The organism is Serratia sp. 201, assembly GCF_037027545.1.
Taxonomy (GTDB): Bacteria; Pseudomonadota; Gammaproteobacteria; order Enterobacterales; family Enterobacteriaceae; genus Serratia; species Serratia bockelmannii.
Genome location: NZ_JAXCHC010000004.1, coordinates 268,725 through 285,615 on the forward strand (window position 1 = coordinate 268,725; position 16,891 = coordinate 285,615).

At 53.7% G+C, this 16,891-nt stretch carries 16 protein-coding genes and 1 tRNA gene; 6 read left to right on the plus strand and 11 right to left on the minus strand.

The window, feature by feature from the left end; translation table 11 throughout:
* Positions 1–46 precede the first annotated feature (46 nt).
* Positions 47–805 carry a DeoR/GlpR family DNA-binding transcription regulator gene (locus tag WA302_RS20030; protein WP_033636877.1) on the minus strand — a complete coding sequence of 253 codons (759 nt, stop codon included), beginning with the start codon at positions 803–805 and terminating at the stop codon, positions 47–49.
* A gap of 200 nt (positions 806–1,005) precedes the next feature.
* On the opposite strand from WA302_RS20030, the gene WA302_RS20035 reads away from it, so the two are divergent.
* A complete protein-coding gene (locus WA302_RS20035; RefSeq protein WP_033636878.1) occupies positions 1,006–1,722 on the plus strand; it encodes a helix-turn-helix transcriptional regulator in 717 nt (238 codons plus the stop codon).
* Here the strand turns inward: WA302_RS20035 and WA302_RS20040 are convergent, their stop codons facing one another.
* From WA302_RS20040 to deoC, 5 genes are all read right to left on the minus strand, one after another.
* On the minus strand, positions 1,723–2,415 hold the full coding sequence (locus WA302_RS20040) for an acyl-homoserine-lactone synthase (RefSeq protein WP_080287126.1): 693 nt from the start codon (positions 2,413–2,415) through the stop codon (positions 1,723–1,725).
* Between the two features lie 1,214 nt (positions 2,416–3,629).
* Complete coding sequence (locus tag WA302_RS20045; RefSeq protein ID WP_043136290.1) at positions 3,630–4,022, minus strand: VOC family protein; 393 nt, start codon at positions 4,020–4,022, stop codon at positions 3,630–3,632.
* 1 nt (position 4,023) lies between these two features.
* A complete protein-coding gene (fucP, locus tag WA302_RS20050) occupies positions 4,024–5,355 on the minus strand; it encodes an L-fucose:H+ symporter permease (protein WP_049271155.1) in 1,332 nt (443 codons plus the stop codon).
* Entirely contained in the window at positions 5,352–6,881 is a 1,530-nt protein-coding gene (locus WA302_RS20055; RefSeq protein WP_049294761.1) for a xylulokinase, read from the minus strand. Before WA302_RS20055 ends, fucP begins: the two co-directional genes overlap by 4 nt.
* A gap of 65 nt (positions 6,882–6,946) precedes the next feature.
* Entirely contained in the window at positions 6,947–7,660 is a 714-nt protein-coding gene (deoC, locus tag WA302_RS20060) for a deoxyribose-phosphate aldolase (RefSeq protein WP_212637134.1), read from the minus strand.
* A 280-nt stretch (positions 7,661–7,940) separates the two neighbouring features.
* On the opposite strand from deoC, the gene WA302_RS20065 reads away from it, so the two are divergent.
* The 3 genes from WA302_RS20065 (at position 7,941) to WA302_RS20075 (ending at position 9,312) form a co-directional block, all read left to right on the plus strand.
* Positions 7,941–8,025 (plus strand) — tRNA-Leu (locus tag WA302_RS20065).
* 376 nt (positions 8,026–8,401) lie between these two features.
* Positions 8,402–8,863, plus strand: coding sequence for a hypothetical protein (locus WA302_RS20070; RefSeq protein WP_142590963.1), 462 nt, complete (start codon positions 8,402–8,404; stop codon positions 8,861–8,863).
* Between the two features lie 275 nt (positions 8,864–9,138).
* Positions 9,139–9,312 carry a hypothetical protein gene (locus WA302_RS20075; protein WP_154618042.1) on the plus strand — a complete coding sequence of 58 codons (174 nt, stop codon included), beginning with the start codon at positions 9,139–9,141 and terminating at the stop codon, positions 9,310–9,312.
* An 85-nt stretch (positions 9,313–9,397) separates the two neighbouring features.
* Here WA302_RS20075 and WA302_RS20080 read toward each other — a convergent pair whose 3' ends face one another.
* A complete protein-coding gene (locus tag WA302_RS20080) occupies positions 9,398–10,309 on the minus strand; it encodes a hypothetical protein (protein WP_043136275.1) in 912 nt (303 codons plus the stop codon).
* Between the two features lie 297 nt (positions 10,310–10,606).
* On the opposite strand from WA302_RS20080, the gene WA302_RS20085 reads away from it, so the two are divergent.
* A complete protein-coding gene (locus tag WA302_RS20085; protein ID WP_043136272.1) occupies positions 10,607–11,527 on the plus strand; it encodes a WYL domain-containing protein in 921 nt (306 codons plus the stop codon).
* Positions 11,528–11,757: 230 nt separating this feature from the next.
* Complete coding sequence (locus tag WA302_RS20090) at positions 11,758–12,558, plus strand: HNH endonuclease (RefSeq protein WP_043136314.1); 801 nt, start codon at positions 11,758–11,760, stop codon at positions 12,556–12,558.
* 150 nt (positions 12,559–12,708) lie between these two features.
* Here WA302_RS20090 and WA302_RS20095 read toward each other — a convergent pair whose 3' ends face one another.
* From WA302_RS20095 to WA302_RS20110, 4 genes are all read right to left on the minus strand, one after another.
* Positions 12,709–13,131, minus strand: coding sequence for a hypothetical protein (locus WA302_RS20095; RefSeq protein WP_043136269.1), 423 nt, complete (start codon positions 13,129–13,131; stop codon positions 12,709–12,711).
* A gap of 56 nt (positions 13,132–13,187) precedes the next feature.
* Entirely contained in the window at positions 13,188–14,150 is a 963-nt protein-coding gene (gene yjiA / locus WA302_RS20100; RefSeq protein ID WP_099817653.1) for a GTPase, read from the minus strand.
* Positions 14,151–14,171: 21 nt separating this feature from the next.
* Positions 14,172–14,375: a YbdD/YjiX family protein gene (locus tag WA302_RS20105; protein ID WP_004953088.1), complete on the minus strand. Its 204-nt coding sequence runs from the start codon at positions 14,373–14,375 to the stop codon at positions 14,172–14,174.
* Positions 14,376–14,593: 218 nt separating this feature from the next.
* Positions 14,594–16,774, minus strand: coding sequence for a carbon starvation CstA family protein (locus WA302_RS20110; RefSeq protein ID WP_033648584.1), 2,181 nt, complete (start codon positions 16,772–16,774; stop codon positions 14,594–14,596).
* Positions 16,775–16,891 lie beyond the last annotated feature (117 nt).

Below are 16,891 nucleotides of genomic sequence, written 5' to 3' on the forward strand. Positions count from 1 at the left end.
TGAAGAAAGGCGTGGCCGCGGGGCCGCGCCTTTTTTGTTGGGAGGATTAGCTAACGCTCAGCAGCGCGATGCCGGCATCCTGATAGGCCTGCGCGTCTTCCGGCAGGCGATCCAGCACCAGGGTATCGATCTGTGCAGGGGAGGCGAACTGCGCCAGCGAGGTGTTGCTCAGCTTGGAGTGATCGCACACTACGATCACTTGATTGGCATGCTCCACCATCGCGCGCTTGGTTTCGGCCAGCATGATGTCGGCCACACAGGCGCCTTGTTTCAGCGACAATGCGTTGGCACCCATAAACGCCTTGTCGATGTTCAGCGTATCCAGCAGCGAACGGCCGTTGATGGCGACCGCGCAGTGATAACCCTTTTTGACGATGCCACCCAGCAGGATGATCTGGATCGATTCGACGTCTTCCAGACTCTTGGCGATCATGAAATCGTTGGTGACCACGGTCAGGTTGCGGCGCTGGCGCAGATGGCGGGCGATCTGCAGGGTGGTGGTGCCAGTATCCAATACGATGATGTCGCCGTCTTCCACCAGGCCGGCGGCCAATTGACCGATTTGCTCCTTGGCGCTGAGGTTCACCTCTTCACGCTGATCGGAGCCGACCTCGAAGCTGGCGCGGGTGCGCAGAATGGCGCCGCCGTGGGTGCGTGTCAGCATACCGGCGTCTTCCAGAATGCGCAGATCGGTGCGGATGGTGGCGCCGGAGACGTTAAAGCGCGAGCTCATTTCTCCCACGGAGAGCTTGCGCTTCTCCTTGAGAATGGCGAGGAGTTTTTCCTGGCGCTCTTCTGCGAACATGCTCACTCATTCACTCCTGACAGGCACAATGGACGTGCGGCTAATATACCCCGCGTATCGGCGGCAGGCAAAGCGCTTGCCGGCCACCGAGGACAATATTCCACCGGGCATTATCCGTGCGAGATGTGAAGGTTACGGCGCGTCGATCCTTTTTGGTATAGTCTACCCAGCAGCGTATTGGGTAGCGGGGCAGGCAGTTAATGGAATATGAAGAGAATATCAGTCACATTATCAGCAAGCATCTGGAAGCGGCATTAGGCGATTTCGGCGAGCTTATCTGGGCCTACGTGGTGTTATCCAAGAAAGATATGTCATGTATCTTTGGCGTTACCAATTATCCCGGTGAATGGGTAAAGCAATATAAAGAACAAGGGCTACAATATACCGATCCGGTAGTCATTACGGCGCTCAATCGCCTGACGCCTTTTGCCTGGGATGAAAATCTGATGGCCGGTGCCGGCTTCCGCTTTTCTGAGTTGTTCGAGCAAGCACGCGAATTCGGCGTAGCCGACGGCTATACCTTCGTGTTGCATGATTTTAATAATAATCTGGTGACCCTTTCCTTTACCCTCGCTGCCGAGCGCAAGGCGGAAACCATGCAGATGCTGAATCAGCATAAAGGCGATATTTCGTTGCTGCTGGCATCGACCCATGAGATGTATTTGACGCTGACTTCACTGTCCGAAAAAAACACCGCGCGCCAGGAAAAAAACGCCCGTTTTACCGAGAGAGAAAACGAGATCCTCTATTGGGCCAGCGTAGGGAAAACCTACCAGGAAATGGGTATGATCCTGGGGATCAAAACCTGCACCATCAAGTTTCATATGGGGAACATTGTCAAAAAGCTGGGGGTGGCGAATGCCCGGCATGCTATCCGTTTAGGGATGGAACTTCAGCTGATTAAACCGGTGGGGTGATTAGAATGCAGGTTCGTCGCTCAACGGCCAGGCGTTTAGCATGTGCTCGTCTTGCGTATTCAACTTTTTGAATATTTTGTTTTTTAATGCCTCCTGGCTCTGACGATCAACGTGGCCCAACAGCAAATGAACGGGCTCGTTCTTTTCCGATATGCCTGTCTTCAGCAGCGTGACGTTCCAGCCGGAGCTTTTGATGATATGCAACATCGGATGGCTGGAGACGGCCAGTATGCCGTCATAGCCGTGTTGCCGCGCATAGTTGATCAGCGATAAGAACAGCGCCAGAGTCACAGGGAACCGGCGACCCAGCAGTGACTGGGTTCTTTCTTTATCGACGAAAAAGCGTGTGGATTCGATGAAATTCCCTTCTGGAATGACGATGTCATGAAAGAAAGAGGAAAATGCGCTGTTCAGCATATTCTTGTGTTTCATATCAATCATCCTGGTACCACAAACTATCATGTTGTCCTTTACGCCAAATATATAGTTTGTCTTATCATTATCAAACTCATCCAGCTCCTTGCCGTCTGAACAGTTCACGGCCCATTGCAGCCTGTCTTTAAAGACATTTTTCCTTAAAACATAAAGATCTGCTGATTTTTCGGTGCTCATTGATGCGTAGTTGGTGCTGTAAATATTAAACATAATGTTACCTTTGAATAAATTAAGAGAAATAACTTTATCCAGTAACATCAGCGAAGTTTCACTACGAGCATGCCGGTGCGTGAGAATGATAAGGCTTTTTAAGCGATCGGCGCTAACCTTATTATGCCGTGCCGCGAGGCAGTTTCAGGGCAATGGTACAGTGAACACAGCAGGCCGGCGAAATTGAACGGCCTGGCCGATTAAAGACAGGAGAGGATTCCAGAATTGCTATCATGGGCTGCCCGGCCTTGTCTGCCATGGCGAAATATTAACTGGTGATTTTATAATGAATGGTGTCTTAATTATTTTAATAGTGAATTGGTGATATTTTCCTACTGAAGATTTGCCTATAAGGCATGACTTCGTCGTCCCACAGAGGAATAAGCGTGAAAATGGCGGCCAGTGTGATTTTTACAGTATGTCCTCGGACCCGTACTCCTGCGTGACCAAGTCCGCTCTTAAAAAATATCTGATAGAGATCACATTATTGTAATGACAGGAACGGTGCTATTTCGTGATGGTTCTGCGGGTATGTTGGGCTGCTGGGTGAAATGAGCAATGTGTGGTGGTCTTGATAGAACGCCGTGGCGGCTGAGATACAGAGCGAAAAATAGTGCTAGCACCCGATTTCCGCTATGTGAAATAATAACCCAACTGAACTGATGAAGGTCTAGTAGGGTACTATACTTTAGTCTAACTAGCTTCTAACTCCCTAAGGCGATACACTTTTCTAGTCAATTTTTGATGAAAAAAACATAAAAAAAACCTGACCTCGTAGGGTCAGGCTGCCAAGATCGGCCAACACCAGGGAAAATTTTCTTACACCATCTTAAAGCTATCAACTCAGCAGAGGCAAGTGTTCTCTGCTGGTTTTTAGCTTTGGGTTGCTGTTTTGTTACGTATGCACGCTATTTTCTGTTGGTTCTAGATAAAATCCCATATCAAGAAATAACATCTCTCCCCTGACAACCCTGTTCCCATTGACTTATTCCAGTTATGACTGCCGTAGATGAAAAAATAGTGTTGTCGAAATGTTGTGCAAACATATTTTTTATTGGCTGAATTATTGTGATGCAATTATTTTCAGCATTGTTATCCCGGTTCGGGATTATTTGGCATCGTTTACATAGATCGGGGGAGTAACAAGCATAACCCGACAAGCGGCGAGCCAAGGTTATAAAGACGCGTGAGCTGACAAAAAAGCGAATGAGGCCTGATGGCTTATAACAGCCATCGGGCCTTGTGCTATGTGGGAAGAAACATTACAACGGTTGGCTGAACTCCACCCGCTCACCGTCCGGCCCGGCGATCATCAGATAGCGCACGCCGTTGGCGCCGCTGGGCTGCAGCGTCGGCCCTTCAATCACCGGATAGCCCAGATCCGCTAGCCAGCGTTGCGTGGCCGCCAGATCGGTGACCCGCAAAGCGATGTGGTCGATACCATAGGCGCTGGCGGGGCGAGTCAGCCCTTCGGCGGGTAGCTGGTATAACTCCAGCGTTAACTCACCCAACTGCAAAAACTGTACGGTGACGGGGCCGCTGAGCGCCAGCGTTTGCCGGGGTTCGAAACCGAGTGAACGATAGAAGCCGGCGGCTCGTTCGATATTGGCGCAGCGCAAACCGACGTGCATCAGCCCGTTAATCCGATGTGCCATATCAAATCCCCTTGCGCGCGCAGTAGAAGCCATAGAAGGCGACGTAGGCGAAGCAGACCAGCGGCACCGCGAAGGCGATCTGCATATCGCCGCCGTTGAGATCGGAGATGATGCCCATGATTAACGGCACCACCGCGCCGCCGATGATCGACATCACTACGATCGAACCGGCCACCTGAGTTTCTTCGCCCAGCCCTTTGATCGTCAGGCCAAAGTTGGTTGGCCAGCACAGCGCCATGCAGAAGTTGACGCCCATGATCGCCACCACCGCCAGCAGGCTTTGGATGTTGACGGCCAACAGCAACAGCAGCACGCATACCGAGCAGAACACGCCGAGCAGCCGCGCCGGGCTGAACTTTTTCATCAGCGCGGTGGTGACCACCTTGCCGGCCGAGTAACAGACCAGCGTGGCCAGCAGCCAGTAGGTGGCTGAATGCTCGGTTGCTCCCTGTTCAATCATCTGCACAAAACGAATGGTGAAACTCCACAGCCCTACCTGCGCGCCGACATACAGGAACTGCGACAGCACTCCCAACCGGAAGCGCGGCAGCGCCAGCAGGATCTTCAGCGATTGCATCAGCGGCTTGCCCGCTCCCTGGTGCGAGCGCTGGGTTTTGCAGGCGGGGAATTTCACCGCCACGAAGATCAGCGCCAGCACGATCAGCACGCTGCCGATGATCAGATAAGGTGTGACCACCTGTGACACCATCTGGGTGCGTGCCGCTTCGGCCGCCGCCGGTGGCATCTGCAGCAGTTCGGCGTGGCTGGGATCGTTTTTGCCGAACACCAGCTGCTGGCCGATCAATACGCCAAAAATGATCCCCAGCGAGTTGAAGATCTGCGAAAAGTTGATGCGCTGGGTGGAGGTTTCCAGCGGCCCCAGCAGGCTGGAGTAGGTATTGGCGGAGGTTTCCAGGAACGACAGCCCGGTGGCGATCACCCCCAGGCAGGCCAGGAAGGCGCCGTAGGTCATGATCTGCGCTGCCGGGATAAACAGGAAACAGCCGAGCGCGTACAGGCACAGGCCGATCACGATCGCCACCTTGTACGAGTAGCGTTTGATCACCGCTGCGGCGGGCAGCGCCATCACGAAGTAGCCGAGGAAGAAGATCGACTGCACCAGTGCGGTTTGGGTATCCGACAGATCGAAGCCTTTTTTGAACTGGGCGATCAGAATATCGTTCAGGTTGCCGGCCATGCCCCACAGGGCGAACAGGCAGCAGACCAGCATCAGCTGCAGCCAGGGCGTGGCGGGCAGATAGGCGCTGCGGTCGATACTTTCGGCCGCGGCGTGCTGCGCGATGTCGCCCTTGTTAATCAGAGAGTCGCTCATTGCGGTGTTCCTTCATCCGGAGAAAAAGAGAACGAGCTAATAACGTCAAGCTGTTCGTAGAGGGGTTGCGCCTGGCGGTAGAGCTGTTCGAACAGCTCGAAGCAGCGCAGGTAGTGCTCGTGCTGGCGTGGATCGGGAGTAAATTCGCGCTCGATGCTGACGGTGCGGCTCACCCCCTGGGCGAAACTGCTGAACAGCCCGACGCCGACCCCGGCAACGATCGCGCAGCCGGTGGTGCCGTTCTCCTGATTGCGCGTCTGCAGCAGCGGCAGGTTATAGACCGAGGCTTTGATCTGCAGCCACAGCGGGCTGCGTGCGCCGCCGCCGGAGGCGATCATTGCCTCCGGCTCCTGTGCGTGGCGCCTGAGCTGCTGCAGATTACGCAAGGAGGCCAGCGCTACGCCTTCCAGCACCGCGCGGTAGAGATGCGGCTGCCCATGCTTGCGCTGCAGGCCGAAGAACTGCGCGCGCGAGTTGGTGTGTTCCGCCAGCCGCTCGCCGGTCAGGTAGGGCAGGAACAGCAGCCCCTCGGCACCCGGCGGCACCTCGGCCGCCATATCGAGCATCTGTTGGTGGCTGAGTTGGCCGGCGCTTAGCGCCGAACGCGCCCAGCGCATGGCGTCGCCACCGGCATCGAGCAGGGTAAAGCCGCCCCAGGCCGAGTTGGCCAGGTGCAGGTTGTTGACGCTGGCAGAGAGCAGCGGGTGTTCCGAGACCACGGTGAGCAGCGTGGAGGTGCCGGTGCTGTCGGAGGCGATGCCAGCCTGATAGACGCCGGAACCGAGCAGGGTAGCGGCCATATCCGCCGTGCCCGCTACTACCGGCACGCCCGGCGGCAGACCGGTAACGCTTGCCGCTGCGGGCGTAATGTGGCCAATCACCTCGCTGGAGAGGTGGATGGCGGGCAGCTGATCGGCGCGCAGCCCGAACTGCCGCAGCGCCTCTGGCGACCACTGCAGCGTGGCGCTGTCCATCAGGTAATAGCAGGAGGCTTCACTGTAGTCGGTGGCGCGTACGCCGCAGAGCCGGAAATTGACGTAATCCTTAGGCATCAACACCGTGGCGATGCGCTCCCACTGCGATGGGTGATGCTCACGCAGCCAGGCCAGCTTGAACGCCGGCCAGGCGGCGGTGGGGGGATTGTTCAACAGTTCGAGCCAGGGCTGCGGCGGCTGTTGGTGGCTAAAGCGCGCCACCTGCGGCTGCGCGCGTTTGTCGTTCCACAGCATGGCGCGATCGACGACCAGCTCGCCGTCGGCATCGAGCAAGACCGTGCCGTGCATCTGCCCGCAGGCGCCGACGGCGGCGATACGCGGCCAGTATTCGGCGTAGCGTGCGTACAGCTCCTGCGTACACTGGCAGACACTCTGCCACCACAGTGAAGGCGGTTGTTCCGACCAACCGGCCTGCTGCGTGATCTGTTCGTACTCACGCTGGGCGAAGCCAAGGATTTCCCCGGTGTTGGTGACCAGCCCGGCGCGGGTGCTGCCGGTGCCGATATCAAGGGTAAGAAGTAAATCTTTCATTGTTATCACTCCCGTGGCGGATGGTGCGGGCCACCCGCAGAAGCGTGCGCTGGGATCGCGCAAGATTAGTTATCGTTCAGCTCTGGGAACAGGCCTGGCTCCTGTTCGAGCTGCTCCAGCACGCGCTGGGTGGCCGCCGCGCTCATGCCAAAGCGGCGTACGCCCAGCCGATACAACGCGCGCACCGTGTCCAAATCGCGAATGCCGCCGGCCCCTTTGATCTGGATGCGGCCACGCAACTGATCGGCGATGATCGCCACTTTCTCTACCGTGGCGCCGGTCGGTGCCCAGCCGGTGGAGGTTTTCACCCAGACCATGCCGACTTCGACGGCGATATCGCACACCCGACGGATCTGCTGCTCGTTCAGATAGTGCGTCTCCAGAATGACTTTGGCTGGCACCGGTGCGGCGGCCTCGACTACTCGGCGCAGATCTTCACGCACGTAGCCGTAATCCCCCGACAGCACCTTACCGATGTTCACCACCATATCGACCTCGCGCGCGCCCTCGGCGATCAGCTGGCGCACCTCCTGCACCTTGAGATCGGTGGTCTGCCCACCGCCGGGAAAGCCGACCGGCCCGCCAATCATCACGTCCGCCTGGCCGTGCTCCGGCAGCAGGGTACTGAGGAAACGCGTCCAGCACGGCAGCACGTGCACCGAGATGATGCGATAGCGGCTGGCCAGCGCGGCGCAGTGGCGCACGTCTTCCTCGGTATTGGTGGCCTGCACCGCGCTCAGATCGATCAACCTGGCCATGCGTCTGGTTGTTTCATTCATTGCGATTATCCTTCTTTTGTTTTCATTTGATTTTATTTGTTCACCTTATTCTCTTTCATATAGCTTTAAAATCAGCATTTGGTGAAATTGTGATCGGTTCTGCGGTTTTGTTATAGGGGGTATGAAAGTGCGGGAGGAAGATGCGGCAAATGCCGCAAGTAAGAGGGTAAACGGGGATTGTGACGCTTTTTTCGACATTTAACTCATTGAATGCCTGATAACTCTTGCGCACCGATCGCGGGAAGGTATAATGCACCCGTTTTCCGCATACTACTTCAGTGCCGAAGTGGCGAAATCGGTAGACGCAGTTGATTCAAAATCAACCGTAGAGATACGTGCCGGTTCGAGTCCGGCCTTCGGCACCATTAAGTACCGCGTGAACAAGAAGCCACCGAAAGGTGGTTTTTTTGTGCCTGGAATTTGGTTGCGAACAGTCCCCCGCCTTTGTTCCTTGCTAACTCATAAGTAGAGTTATGTGTTTTGGGGTCATTCATATATCGCGATACGCCTTGGCTCAGTGCCATTGAGACTGATTTGACCGAGATTTGCTGATGCGACTGGCATGATTGCTGCCCAGTGAGAGGGCTCATAATCGATCTGATGAAATAGCTTATCTAGCGCATCAGTTGGCAAATTCGTGTAGAGATGCATCATTCATGTGATATTGATATTCATTCTCAATAAAGTGTATCAGTGATATGATAAGCACTTCCAAAATAAAGCCAGGGATGCTTTGATTAAATGTCTATTAAACCTCTATTTTTTATGTCCTTTCTTGCTTTGTCAGCCTGCAGTACGAATAAAGTCGTGGATACTTTTTCGGGAACACCGGGTACAGCAGGAATGGCATATTGTGTACGAGACTTATGGGAGAATGATGCCATTGCCAATAATTATCCCAGCGGTCCAATCCGTATACTAGAAAATCGTAGTGGCACTGGCAGTTACTATGTTTTTGATGAGAAAGGGGAGGAGATGGTACAGGCCAAAGGTACGATTGGCTTGTGGTTTGGAGACAAGCCAGAAAAAATTGAAGTTAATTTCGTTATTCCCCAGGATAAGTCGATGACCGTTAGGGCAACACGCAGGCTAGAACTGAGCAAACAGTGTGCGGTTATCCCAACCAAGGTGCGAGAGGACAAATACTTACCGTCGGTGATTTGCACAGATAAGACCGCTTGCAACTTCAGGCGCGATATTTAAAAACACGCTGAATGTGTGACTACGTCAGTGAAGATGAGGGCGGTAGCCCATCATCTGGCAGCGTTAGTACAGTGCGAACAAGAAGCCACCGGTAGGTGGTTTTTTGTGTTAGGGATTTGCCCTGTATGGCTCATTTCAATTATCAGCCACGGGGTGATGCGCTTTTCACTTTAGTAAAAACCAGATCGTCCTGATGCTTTCATAACGCATATATAATTGACATTAAATGAAAAAATTGCATTTCATTGAACTCTTTCAGAACAAGGAGTTCCAGGATGGAGCCACAACAGAAAGAGATCACGCGGGCGTTAACGCCGGGCGAAGTCAACCTGGCGCGTTCAGCGTTTGGTAACACTATTTTCTATCTGAGCGTGGTGGTGCTACCTGTTTTTGGGCTGCAGAATCAGTACACGGCGATGAGCTCGCACGGGGAGTTGGGCCGTATATAAAAAATTATGCGAGCTAGGATCCTGAAGTGCGGCATCTTTTTATTCATGAGGGAAGTGCCAGTAAGAGAGCTTACGCTTTCTTGTTTTATTTTTTCTTTCCCCATGGAAGGTAATATAAATAGGTTAAATCGTCTAATTTGAAATTGATATAATCACCAACATTGCTTTTAACGGGCGGTAACTCGCTAAAAATAAATAAATATAGAGGTCTTGGTGGCGTGGCCATCGCAAGCTCATCCAGCTTCTCTCGTGAGGTTCTACGGTATTCGGAGCTATCAACAAGGCGAGAAGGGATAAAAAATGTTGGTTTATATTTTATCATTCCTGCTTTCATCTCATTATCGAAACGGACCAAGTAGTAGTCATCTTTACGGTTAATCCACGCTTTACCATAGTAAATTCGTGGCTCATCGATATATGTGCTTAAGTCTTTCCTGTCATTAATACTGATGAAGAAATCCCTTAAGTGGAGCTTACCTTCAGCTGTATTTAGGAAGAAATTCTCTTTTGCAATAAACGAATTAACCAAACCAGAAAGTCGTTTTCTGGAGTGACGACGTTGGTTATTATCTTCTTGCTCCTCACCCGCTATTTTTCGTTGACGCTTTGTTATGTCTTCTTCATCCCCTGAAGAGGGAATATCACGAATAAAACGCATATTTAGTGGAGACAAGTCAATGTCAACAATATCATCTCGTATAAAAGGAAGGGCTTCAGGGTCTTCTCTGACTGATTTTACTCGTCGTAGGTCTTCGTCCGTTTCGGCTTCAAGTTGGCAACCAGGGCTATGCTCGGAAACAAACTTAAAATAAGGATCGCGTTTGCGCAGTCGTTTTGGTCTGTCCAGGTTGGCACATGTGACTTGAGCTAAGCAATTTTTTTCAGGGCATTTAAATAGATGCTTTGATGCTACGATCTTTTCAGCGAATAATTTGTCAGCCTCTTCTGCTGTAATATCTTTTCCTAATTCAATGCTATAAGCCCGTTCGATTCTCATGCATTATCCTAATTTGAAGGTTGATTATACTTTGTTCTCTCTTCGCATCGCATGCTTGTAGATGTTTATCACTGTATAAACATGATTCGTCTTGATTTAGTTTCACAAAGTTGCAATTTTATGTCTCTACAAAGGTATTCCAAAATCCAGTCGATAAAGGTAAAGTGAGATTTCTTTGTTGAAGTTATATAACACATTGTTTTTTCTAACCTGAATGTTGTGAATAGAACCAGTATATTAGATGTTGAAAGATATTCCGATACTGGTTAGTTGAACATGTCGCATTTCGGAGCATATATGGCTATGGTTGGGCTAACTTGGGATCAGACTCTACGTTTTCGCTTGCTTGAGATCGTGTTGCAATGGGAGGGGCGGTTGACGACTAACCACCTTTGTACTGCTTTTAATATAGGCCGCCAACAGGCATCACGAGATATCAATTGGTATATAAATAATTATGCGCTGAACGGCGTAGAGTATGATTCTAAGCTAAAGGGATTCAGGCCGACCGCGCAATTTGTACCAAAGTTCAGTGAAGGGAAAGTTGATGAATACCTGATGCTGCTGCATCAGGAAAAACAGCAGACGAATGAATGCTTTGATAAGGGAGCTACTCTGCCATTAATGGATCTTCGATATGGTCATATCGAAATCTTGAGCGTCCCAACTCGTCATGTTAACCCAATAATGGTACGCGGATTGGTGCAGGCGGCGCGTTATCAATTGAGAGTGGATGTTGATTATGTTTCCCTCAACTCTGGGGAGCAAAGTGGCCGCAACATTGTTCCGCACACATTGGTTTATGATGGGATTCGTTGGCATGTTCGAGCTTATTGTGAGAAAAAAGGGAATTATTTGGACTTCGTCATGAGCCGTTTTCGCGGTATTCCTGAGTTGCTTGATGCCTCGGACAGAGGGCGGGATAAAGATAGTGAATGGAACACTTTTGTGACAGCCATTGTCGTACCGAATCCAGAGCTGAATGCTGCTCAACGCGCGATTATTGCCAGTGATTATGCGATGAGAGATGGGCATTTGTTGATTACTCAGCGGATGCCTTTGCTTCATTATGCTTTGGAGCGTTTGCAGGTAAATTTCACCGGGGAACATAGGGAAAATCCGTTGTTACATCCGTTGGTACTAAAAAATCGCCATGATTTGGTCTTGCAGGGGTGCTATTTCAAACTTACTGGCAGAGATTTTTCCATGGAGGAATAGATTTCCTTTAAGACCCAATGCGGTTGATATTTTGAATACCCTCAGAGTTTTTGCTGAATAATCAACCGCATTGTAACTGTCTATTACTATTTCACGGCTAATAATGTTGGTTGTTATCTTTATCGGTTTCTCTAATATTTAATCTGAAAAATATTTCATCTCTTAAAATATTTAATAAATCAATGGATTTGGATATATTCACATGGTTTACTTTTTATGTGGATATCCGTATGCCGTTTACCGTAATCGCAGAAATGGATGAGTCAAAGTGGGATGATAAGCCCGGTGAGGAGTATCACTTCCCTAAGCGTTACACCGCTATGCTTACTCCTGGTACTCGAGTGGTTTACTACAAAGGTAAGTTGAGAGATAAGCTCTACCGAGATGAACGAATGACGGATGAACCGCATTACTTTGCGGTAGCTACTATTGCCTATGTTTATTCCGATCCAAATGCGCAGAATGGGGAATTATACGCGATAGTCGAGGATTTTCAGCCTTTCACTAAACCGCTGTTGGCAAAGACCGCCACAGGTTATTTCGAGGTGATCCCGGCAAGTCGCCAATCGAACTATTGGCGTGATGGCGTGCGGCCAATCACTAAGGACATTTATCAGGCAATTGTGGCACAGGCGGTACTTGGCCCGGTGATTGAGTCTGTGATTGAAGAAGAGGATTACAACCAAAGTCTAGAATCTGCGGACACTCCTCAAGAAGGGGCAAAGATTGGTTATTTCACCACCAAATATGAGCGTAATCCCAAGTTAAGACGTGCAGCCCTGAAGTTACACGGTTCAACTTGCTGTGCTTGTGGTTTCAACTTTGAGGCCTTTTACGGGGACTATGCTGAAGGGTTTATCCATATCCACCACGTGGTGCCGGTCTCGGAATTTGGCGGAAAGAAAACAGTAGATCCTCAAACCGATCTGGTGCCCGTTTGCGCTAACTGCCATAGCATCATTCATCGTAAAAAAGATAAAACGCTTTCTATTGATGAGCTTAGAGAAATGATTGAGCGGCAGAAAGTATAGCGCTAATCTTTCAGTTCAAAAAAGAAGACGGTAGTTATGCAGTCTTCTTCACTGCAAGAAATACCCTATTTGCGTGAGTTATATGATGAGGTTTTACTTGGAAATTGAACTAGCCATTCTTAAATAGCGCCTTCTCGACCATCTCAGACACTACAACGCTTGAACACACCTCCTCGATAAAGCAAAAATCCCCAGCGCGCTGCCCAATGCCAGGGCGCTGGCGGCTGCCGTGGATAGCGCGAACTCGCGCGTGTAGGGCAGCAGCAGGCCAACCGCAGAGAGGCTGCCCAACAGCAGGCTAAAGAACAGCGCTTTTTTACGATAGGGCGCCTTTAGGTTGAGATAGGCGGCGACGGCGCAGACGATAAGGGGGCCACCGACGACGACCAACAGCGGCAGAATGATGAGCGCCCCGGCGAGGAGATTGGACAGCCCAACGTCCTCTACGCCGGCGTAAGAGACAATAAGAAACATGATGCCGATGGCTAACACCGTGCTCAGTTTGATGACGATATAGGCGCTCGCGCACAGGTTAAGCGCCTTTAATCCTACTATCATCACGTTGTTTGCCATCGTTCATCCTTGAGTTTGCTGGATATGGGCCGTGTTGGCCTGGGGAATGGTTTATCTTACCCCAACCCCCCAATCCTTCCCCGAATCTCCTCCTCCGGCAGGTCCACACCGATAAACACCAACGTGCTCTTGCGCTCTTCCTCAGGCAGCCATTCCCGATCCCAGTCGGCGTTATACAGGCGCTGCACGCCCTGGAACAGCAGGCGGCGCGGCTCGTCTTCGATAGACAGAATGCCTTTGTAGCGCAGCAGGTTGTCGGCGTATTCCAGCAGCAGGCCTTCCATCACGTCGGAGATTTGCATCAGCGGCAGCGGCCGTTCCAACGTTACCACGATCGAGCGGATGTCGCTCTGCGGCTGCGGGATGCGGCGGAACAGCGGGGCCGGCGGCGTCAGGTTCAGTTTGTCGTTCAGCGTAAAGCCTTCGATGTCGAACAGCACGCTCAGATCGATATCGCCGTGAGTCACCTTATACACCGGCGCGCGGGCGTTCATCCGCTGCAGCCGCTGGATCAGCGCCTCGCAGTCCGGCGCCACGTCGGTTTTGGTCAGCAGGAGGCGGTCGGCGTAGCCCACCTGCGCCTGGGCGATGCTGAACTGGCTCAGCTGCTGCTCGGCGTGCGCCGCGTCCACCAGGGTGATGATGCCGTCCAGCAGGAAGCGCTCGCACAGGATCTCGTGCGAGAAAAAGGTCTGGGTAATCGGGCCGGGATCGGCCATGCCGGTGCATTCGATGATCAGCCGGTCGAACGCCAGCTGGCCGCTGTCGACGCCGTCCAGCAGATCCAGCAGCGCGTCCGCCAGTTCGTTGGACTTGCTGCAGCAGATGCAGCCGTTACTCAACGTGGTGATGCGGCTGGCACGATCGCCGATCAGCGCATCGTCGATCGGCACTTCGCCGAACTCGTTCTCGATGACCGCGATTTTATAGCCGTGTTCGGCGTTCAGGATGTGGCGCAGCAGGGTGGTTTTGCCGGCGCCCAAAAAGCCGGTCAGGATGGTGACTGCAATGGGTTTCATACGGGTCCTTGTGACTGCGGGTTAACAGCAGCGCATGCCGCCTTTGCCGTCGCCGCCGTAGCGCGCTTGTTGGCGCTCGCGGAAAAATTCTTTATAGGTCATCACCGGCTTGTCCGGGTGGTTGTCTTTCATGTGCTGGACGTAGGTATCATAGTCAGGCACGCCCACCAACATGCGCGCCGCCTGCCCGAGATACTTCCCCGCCTGGCCGAGATTTCCGAACATAAGCCTTCTCCAACTTTACCCTGCATCACTACAGCGCTTGTTTAAGCCTGATATTAGGGGAAGCCGGGGGATGGGGTTCCCGCAGGGATGCCCCACCTCCGGGTCGCCCCGGGTATCTCGATTGCATCGCGCCGCACGCCTGGCATCTTGCGATACGCAGGCCGTGCGGCTTTGGGTACTACTTAACGTTTATTATGCAGGGTATCCGTTAAATCACATCAATGCTGGGTCGAAACTTTGACCTCCCCCTCAGTTACGCCGTCGGCGGGCGCGGCCTGCGGCACTGGTACGTAAGGCGTTTCCTGGTCGGTGCGTTTCGGGTTTTTGTGCGCCGCCATCGCGGTTTTCACCCCGTAGAAGATGATGCTGTACACCACCAGCAGGAACAGAATGCTCAGCCCGGCGTTGGTGTAGTTGTTCACCACGATGTGGTTCATGTTGGCGATCTGCTGGGCGCTCAGCTCGGCGCCGCCCTCGGCGATTTTGCGTTTGTACTCGCCGGCCAGGAAGAAGAAGCCTTCCAACTGCGGGTTGTCGCTGAACAGCTTCAGGCCCAGCGCATAGGTGGTGCAGATCAGCAGCCACACCGCCGGCAGCACGGTCACCCAGATGTATTGGGTGCGCTTCATCTTAATCAGCACCACGGTGCCCAGCACCAGCGCCACGGCGGCCAGCATCTGGTTGGAGATGCCGAACAGCGGCCACAGGCTCTTCACGCCGCCGAGCGGATCCACCACGCCCTGATACAGCAGGTAGCCCCACAGCCCGACGCAGCCGGCGGTGCCGACGATGCCGGCCACCAGCGAGTCGGTTTTCTTCAGGAACGGCACGAAGTTGCCGAGCAGATCCTGCAGCATAAAGCGGCCGGAGCGGGTGCCGGCGTCCAGCGCGGTCAGGATGAACAGCGCCTCGAACAGAATGCCGAAGTGATACCAGAAGCCCATGTTGGCGCCCGGAATGATCTGGTGGAACACGTGGGCGATGCCCACCGCCAGCGTTGGCGCGCCGCCGGCGCGGTTCAGCACCGAAGGTTCGCCGATGTCGGTGGCGGTCTGCAGGATCTGTTCCGGGCTGATGACGAAGCCCCAGGAGCTGACCGCCGCCGCCGCGTGCACGGTCACGTCCTTCAGCGAAGCCATGATCATCGGTGCGTCTTCGGTGCCCAGGCGGTGCAGATCCGGCATGGTGATGCCCAGCGCCGCCGGCGGGGTGTTCATGGCGAAGTACAGGCCCGGCTCGATGATGGAAGCCGCCACCAGCGCCATGATGGCGACGAAGGACTCCATCAGCATCGCGCCGTAGCCGATAAAGCGCGCGTCGGTCTCATTGGCCAGCAGTTTCGGCGTGGTGCCGGAGGCGATCAGCGCGTGGAAGCCGGAGACCGCGCCGCAGGCGATGGTGATGAACAAGAACGGGAACAGCGTGCCTTTCCACACCGGGCCGGTGCCGTCGACGAACTGGGTCACCGCCGGCATTTTCAGCTCGGGGTTGAGGATCACGATGCCGATCGCCAGCCCGACGATCACGCCGATTTTCAGGAAGGTGGCCAGGTAGTCGCGCGGCGCCAGGATCAGCCACACCGGCAGCAGGGCGGAGACAAAGGCGTAGCCGATCAGCGTGAAGGTGATGGTAGTGTCTTTAAAGGTCAGCGCCGGGCCCCAGTACGGGTCGTGCGCCACCACGCCGCCGAACCAGATGGCGGCCACCAGCAGCACGATGCCGATGATTGACACTTCACCCACGCGGCCGGGGCGCAGGTAGCGCATGTAGATGCCCATAAACAGCGCGATCGGCACGGTGGAGCAGACGGTGAACACGCCCCACGGACTTTCCGCCAGCGCTTTCACCACGATCAGCGCCAGCACCGCCAGGATGATGATCATGATCAGGAAGCAGCCGAACAGCGCGATGGTGCCCGGTATCGGCCCCATCTCTTTTTTGATGATCTCACCGAGCGAGGCACCGTTGCGGCGCGAGGAGATGAACAGCACCATAAAGTCCTGCACCGCCCCCGCCAGCACCACGCCGCCCAGCAGCCACAGCGTGCCGGGCAGGTAGCCGACCTGCGCGGCCAGCACCGGCCCCACCAGCGGCCCGGCGCCGGCGATGGCGGCGAAGTGGTGGCCGAACAGCACGTTCTTGTTGGTCGGCACATAGTTCAGGCCGTCGTTGTTGACCACCGCCGGGGTGGCGCGGCCGGCGTCCAGCTTCATCACCTTAGTGGCGATGTACAGGCTGTAGTAGCGGTAGGCCACTAGATACACCGCCACCGAAGCGACGACGATCCACAGCGCGCTGATGTGTTCGCCGCGGCGCAGCGCCACCACGCCGAGGCAGGCTGCGCCGAGTATCCCCAGCAGCATCCACGGAATGTGCTTTAAAATCCCCTCTCGTTTCATGAGGTATCCTTAATTCCAGTCTGCAAAATATGAATGAACTCATCCGCTTGTAAGAGATGTCAGAGTGGCGCGGTGAGCCGTAGCGTCTTTCCCGAGGTAAGGCGGGTTTAGGAACAG

What these genes read in the sequence shown, in the direction of transcription:
- WA302_RS20030 (WP_033636877.1), bottom strand. Translation starts at nt 805, where the DNA reads ATGTTCGCAGAAGAGCGCCAGGAAAAACTCCTCGCCATTCTCAAGGAG.
- WA302_RS20035 (WP_033636878.1), top strand. Translation starts at nt 1,006, where the DNA reads ATGGAATATGAAGAGAATATCAGTCACATTATCAGCAAGCATCTGGAA.
- WA302_RS20040 (WP_080287126.1), bottom strand. Translation starts at nt 2,415, where the DNA reads ATGTTACTGGATAAAGTTATTTCTCTTAATTTATTCAAAGGTAACATT.
- WA302_RS20045 (WP_043136290.1), bottom strand. Translation starts at nt 4,022, where the DNA reads ATGGCACATCGGATTAACGGGCTGATGCACGTCGGTTTGCGCTGCGCC.
- fucP (WP_049271155.1), bottom strand. Translation starts at nt 5,355, where the DNA reads ATGAGCGACTCTCTGATTAACAAGGGCGACATCGCGCAGCACGCCGCG.
- WA302_RS20055 (WP_049294761.1), bottom strand. Translation starts at nt 6,881, where the DNA reads ATGAAAGATTTACTTCTTACCCTTGATATCGGCACCGGCAGCACCCGC.
- deoC (WP_212637134.1), bottom strand. Translation starts at nt 7,660, where the DNA reads ATGAATGAAACAACCAGACGCATGGCCAGGTTGATCGATCTGAGCGCG.
- WA302_RS20070 (WP_142590963.1), top strand. Translation starts at nt 8,402, where the DNA reads ATGTCTATTAAACCTCTATTTTTTATGTCCTTTCTTGCTTTGTCAGCC.
- WA302_RS20075 (WP_154618042.1), top strand. Translation starts at nt 9,139, where the DNA reads ATGGAGCCACAACAGAAAGAGATCACGCGGGCGTTAACGCCGGGCGAA.
- WA302_RS20080 (WP_043136275.1), bottom strand. Translation starts at nt 10,309, where the DNA reads ATGAGAATCGAACGGGCTTATAGCATTGAATTAGGAAAAGATATTACA.
- WA302_RS20085 (WP_043136272.1), top strand. Translation starts at nt 10,607, where the DNA reads ATGGCTATGGTTGGGCTAACTTGGGATCAGACTCTACGTTTTCGCTTG.
- WA302_RS20090 (WP_043136314.1), top strand. Translation starts at nt 11,758, where the DNA reads ATGCCGTTTACCGTAATCGCAGAAATGGATGAGTCAAAGTGGGATGAT.
- WA302_RS20095 (WP_043136269.1), bottom strand. Translation starts at nt 13,131, where the DNA reads ATGGCAAACAACGTGATGATAGTAGGATTAAAGGCGCTTAACCTGTGC.
- yjiA (WP_099817653.1), bottom strand. Translation starts at nt 14,150, where the DNA reads ATGAAACCCATTGCAGTCACCATCCTGACCGGCTTTTTGGGCGCCGGC.
- WA302_RS20105 (WP_004953088.1), bottom strand. Translation starts at nt 14,375, where the DNA reads ATGTTCGGAAATCTCGGCCAGGCGGGGAAGTATCTCGGGCAGGCGGCG.
- WA302_RS20110 (WP_033648584.1), bottom strand. Translation starts at nt 16,774, where the DNA reads ATGAAACGAGAGGGGATTTTAAAGCACATTCCGTGGATGCTGCTGGGG.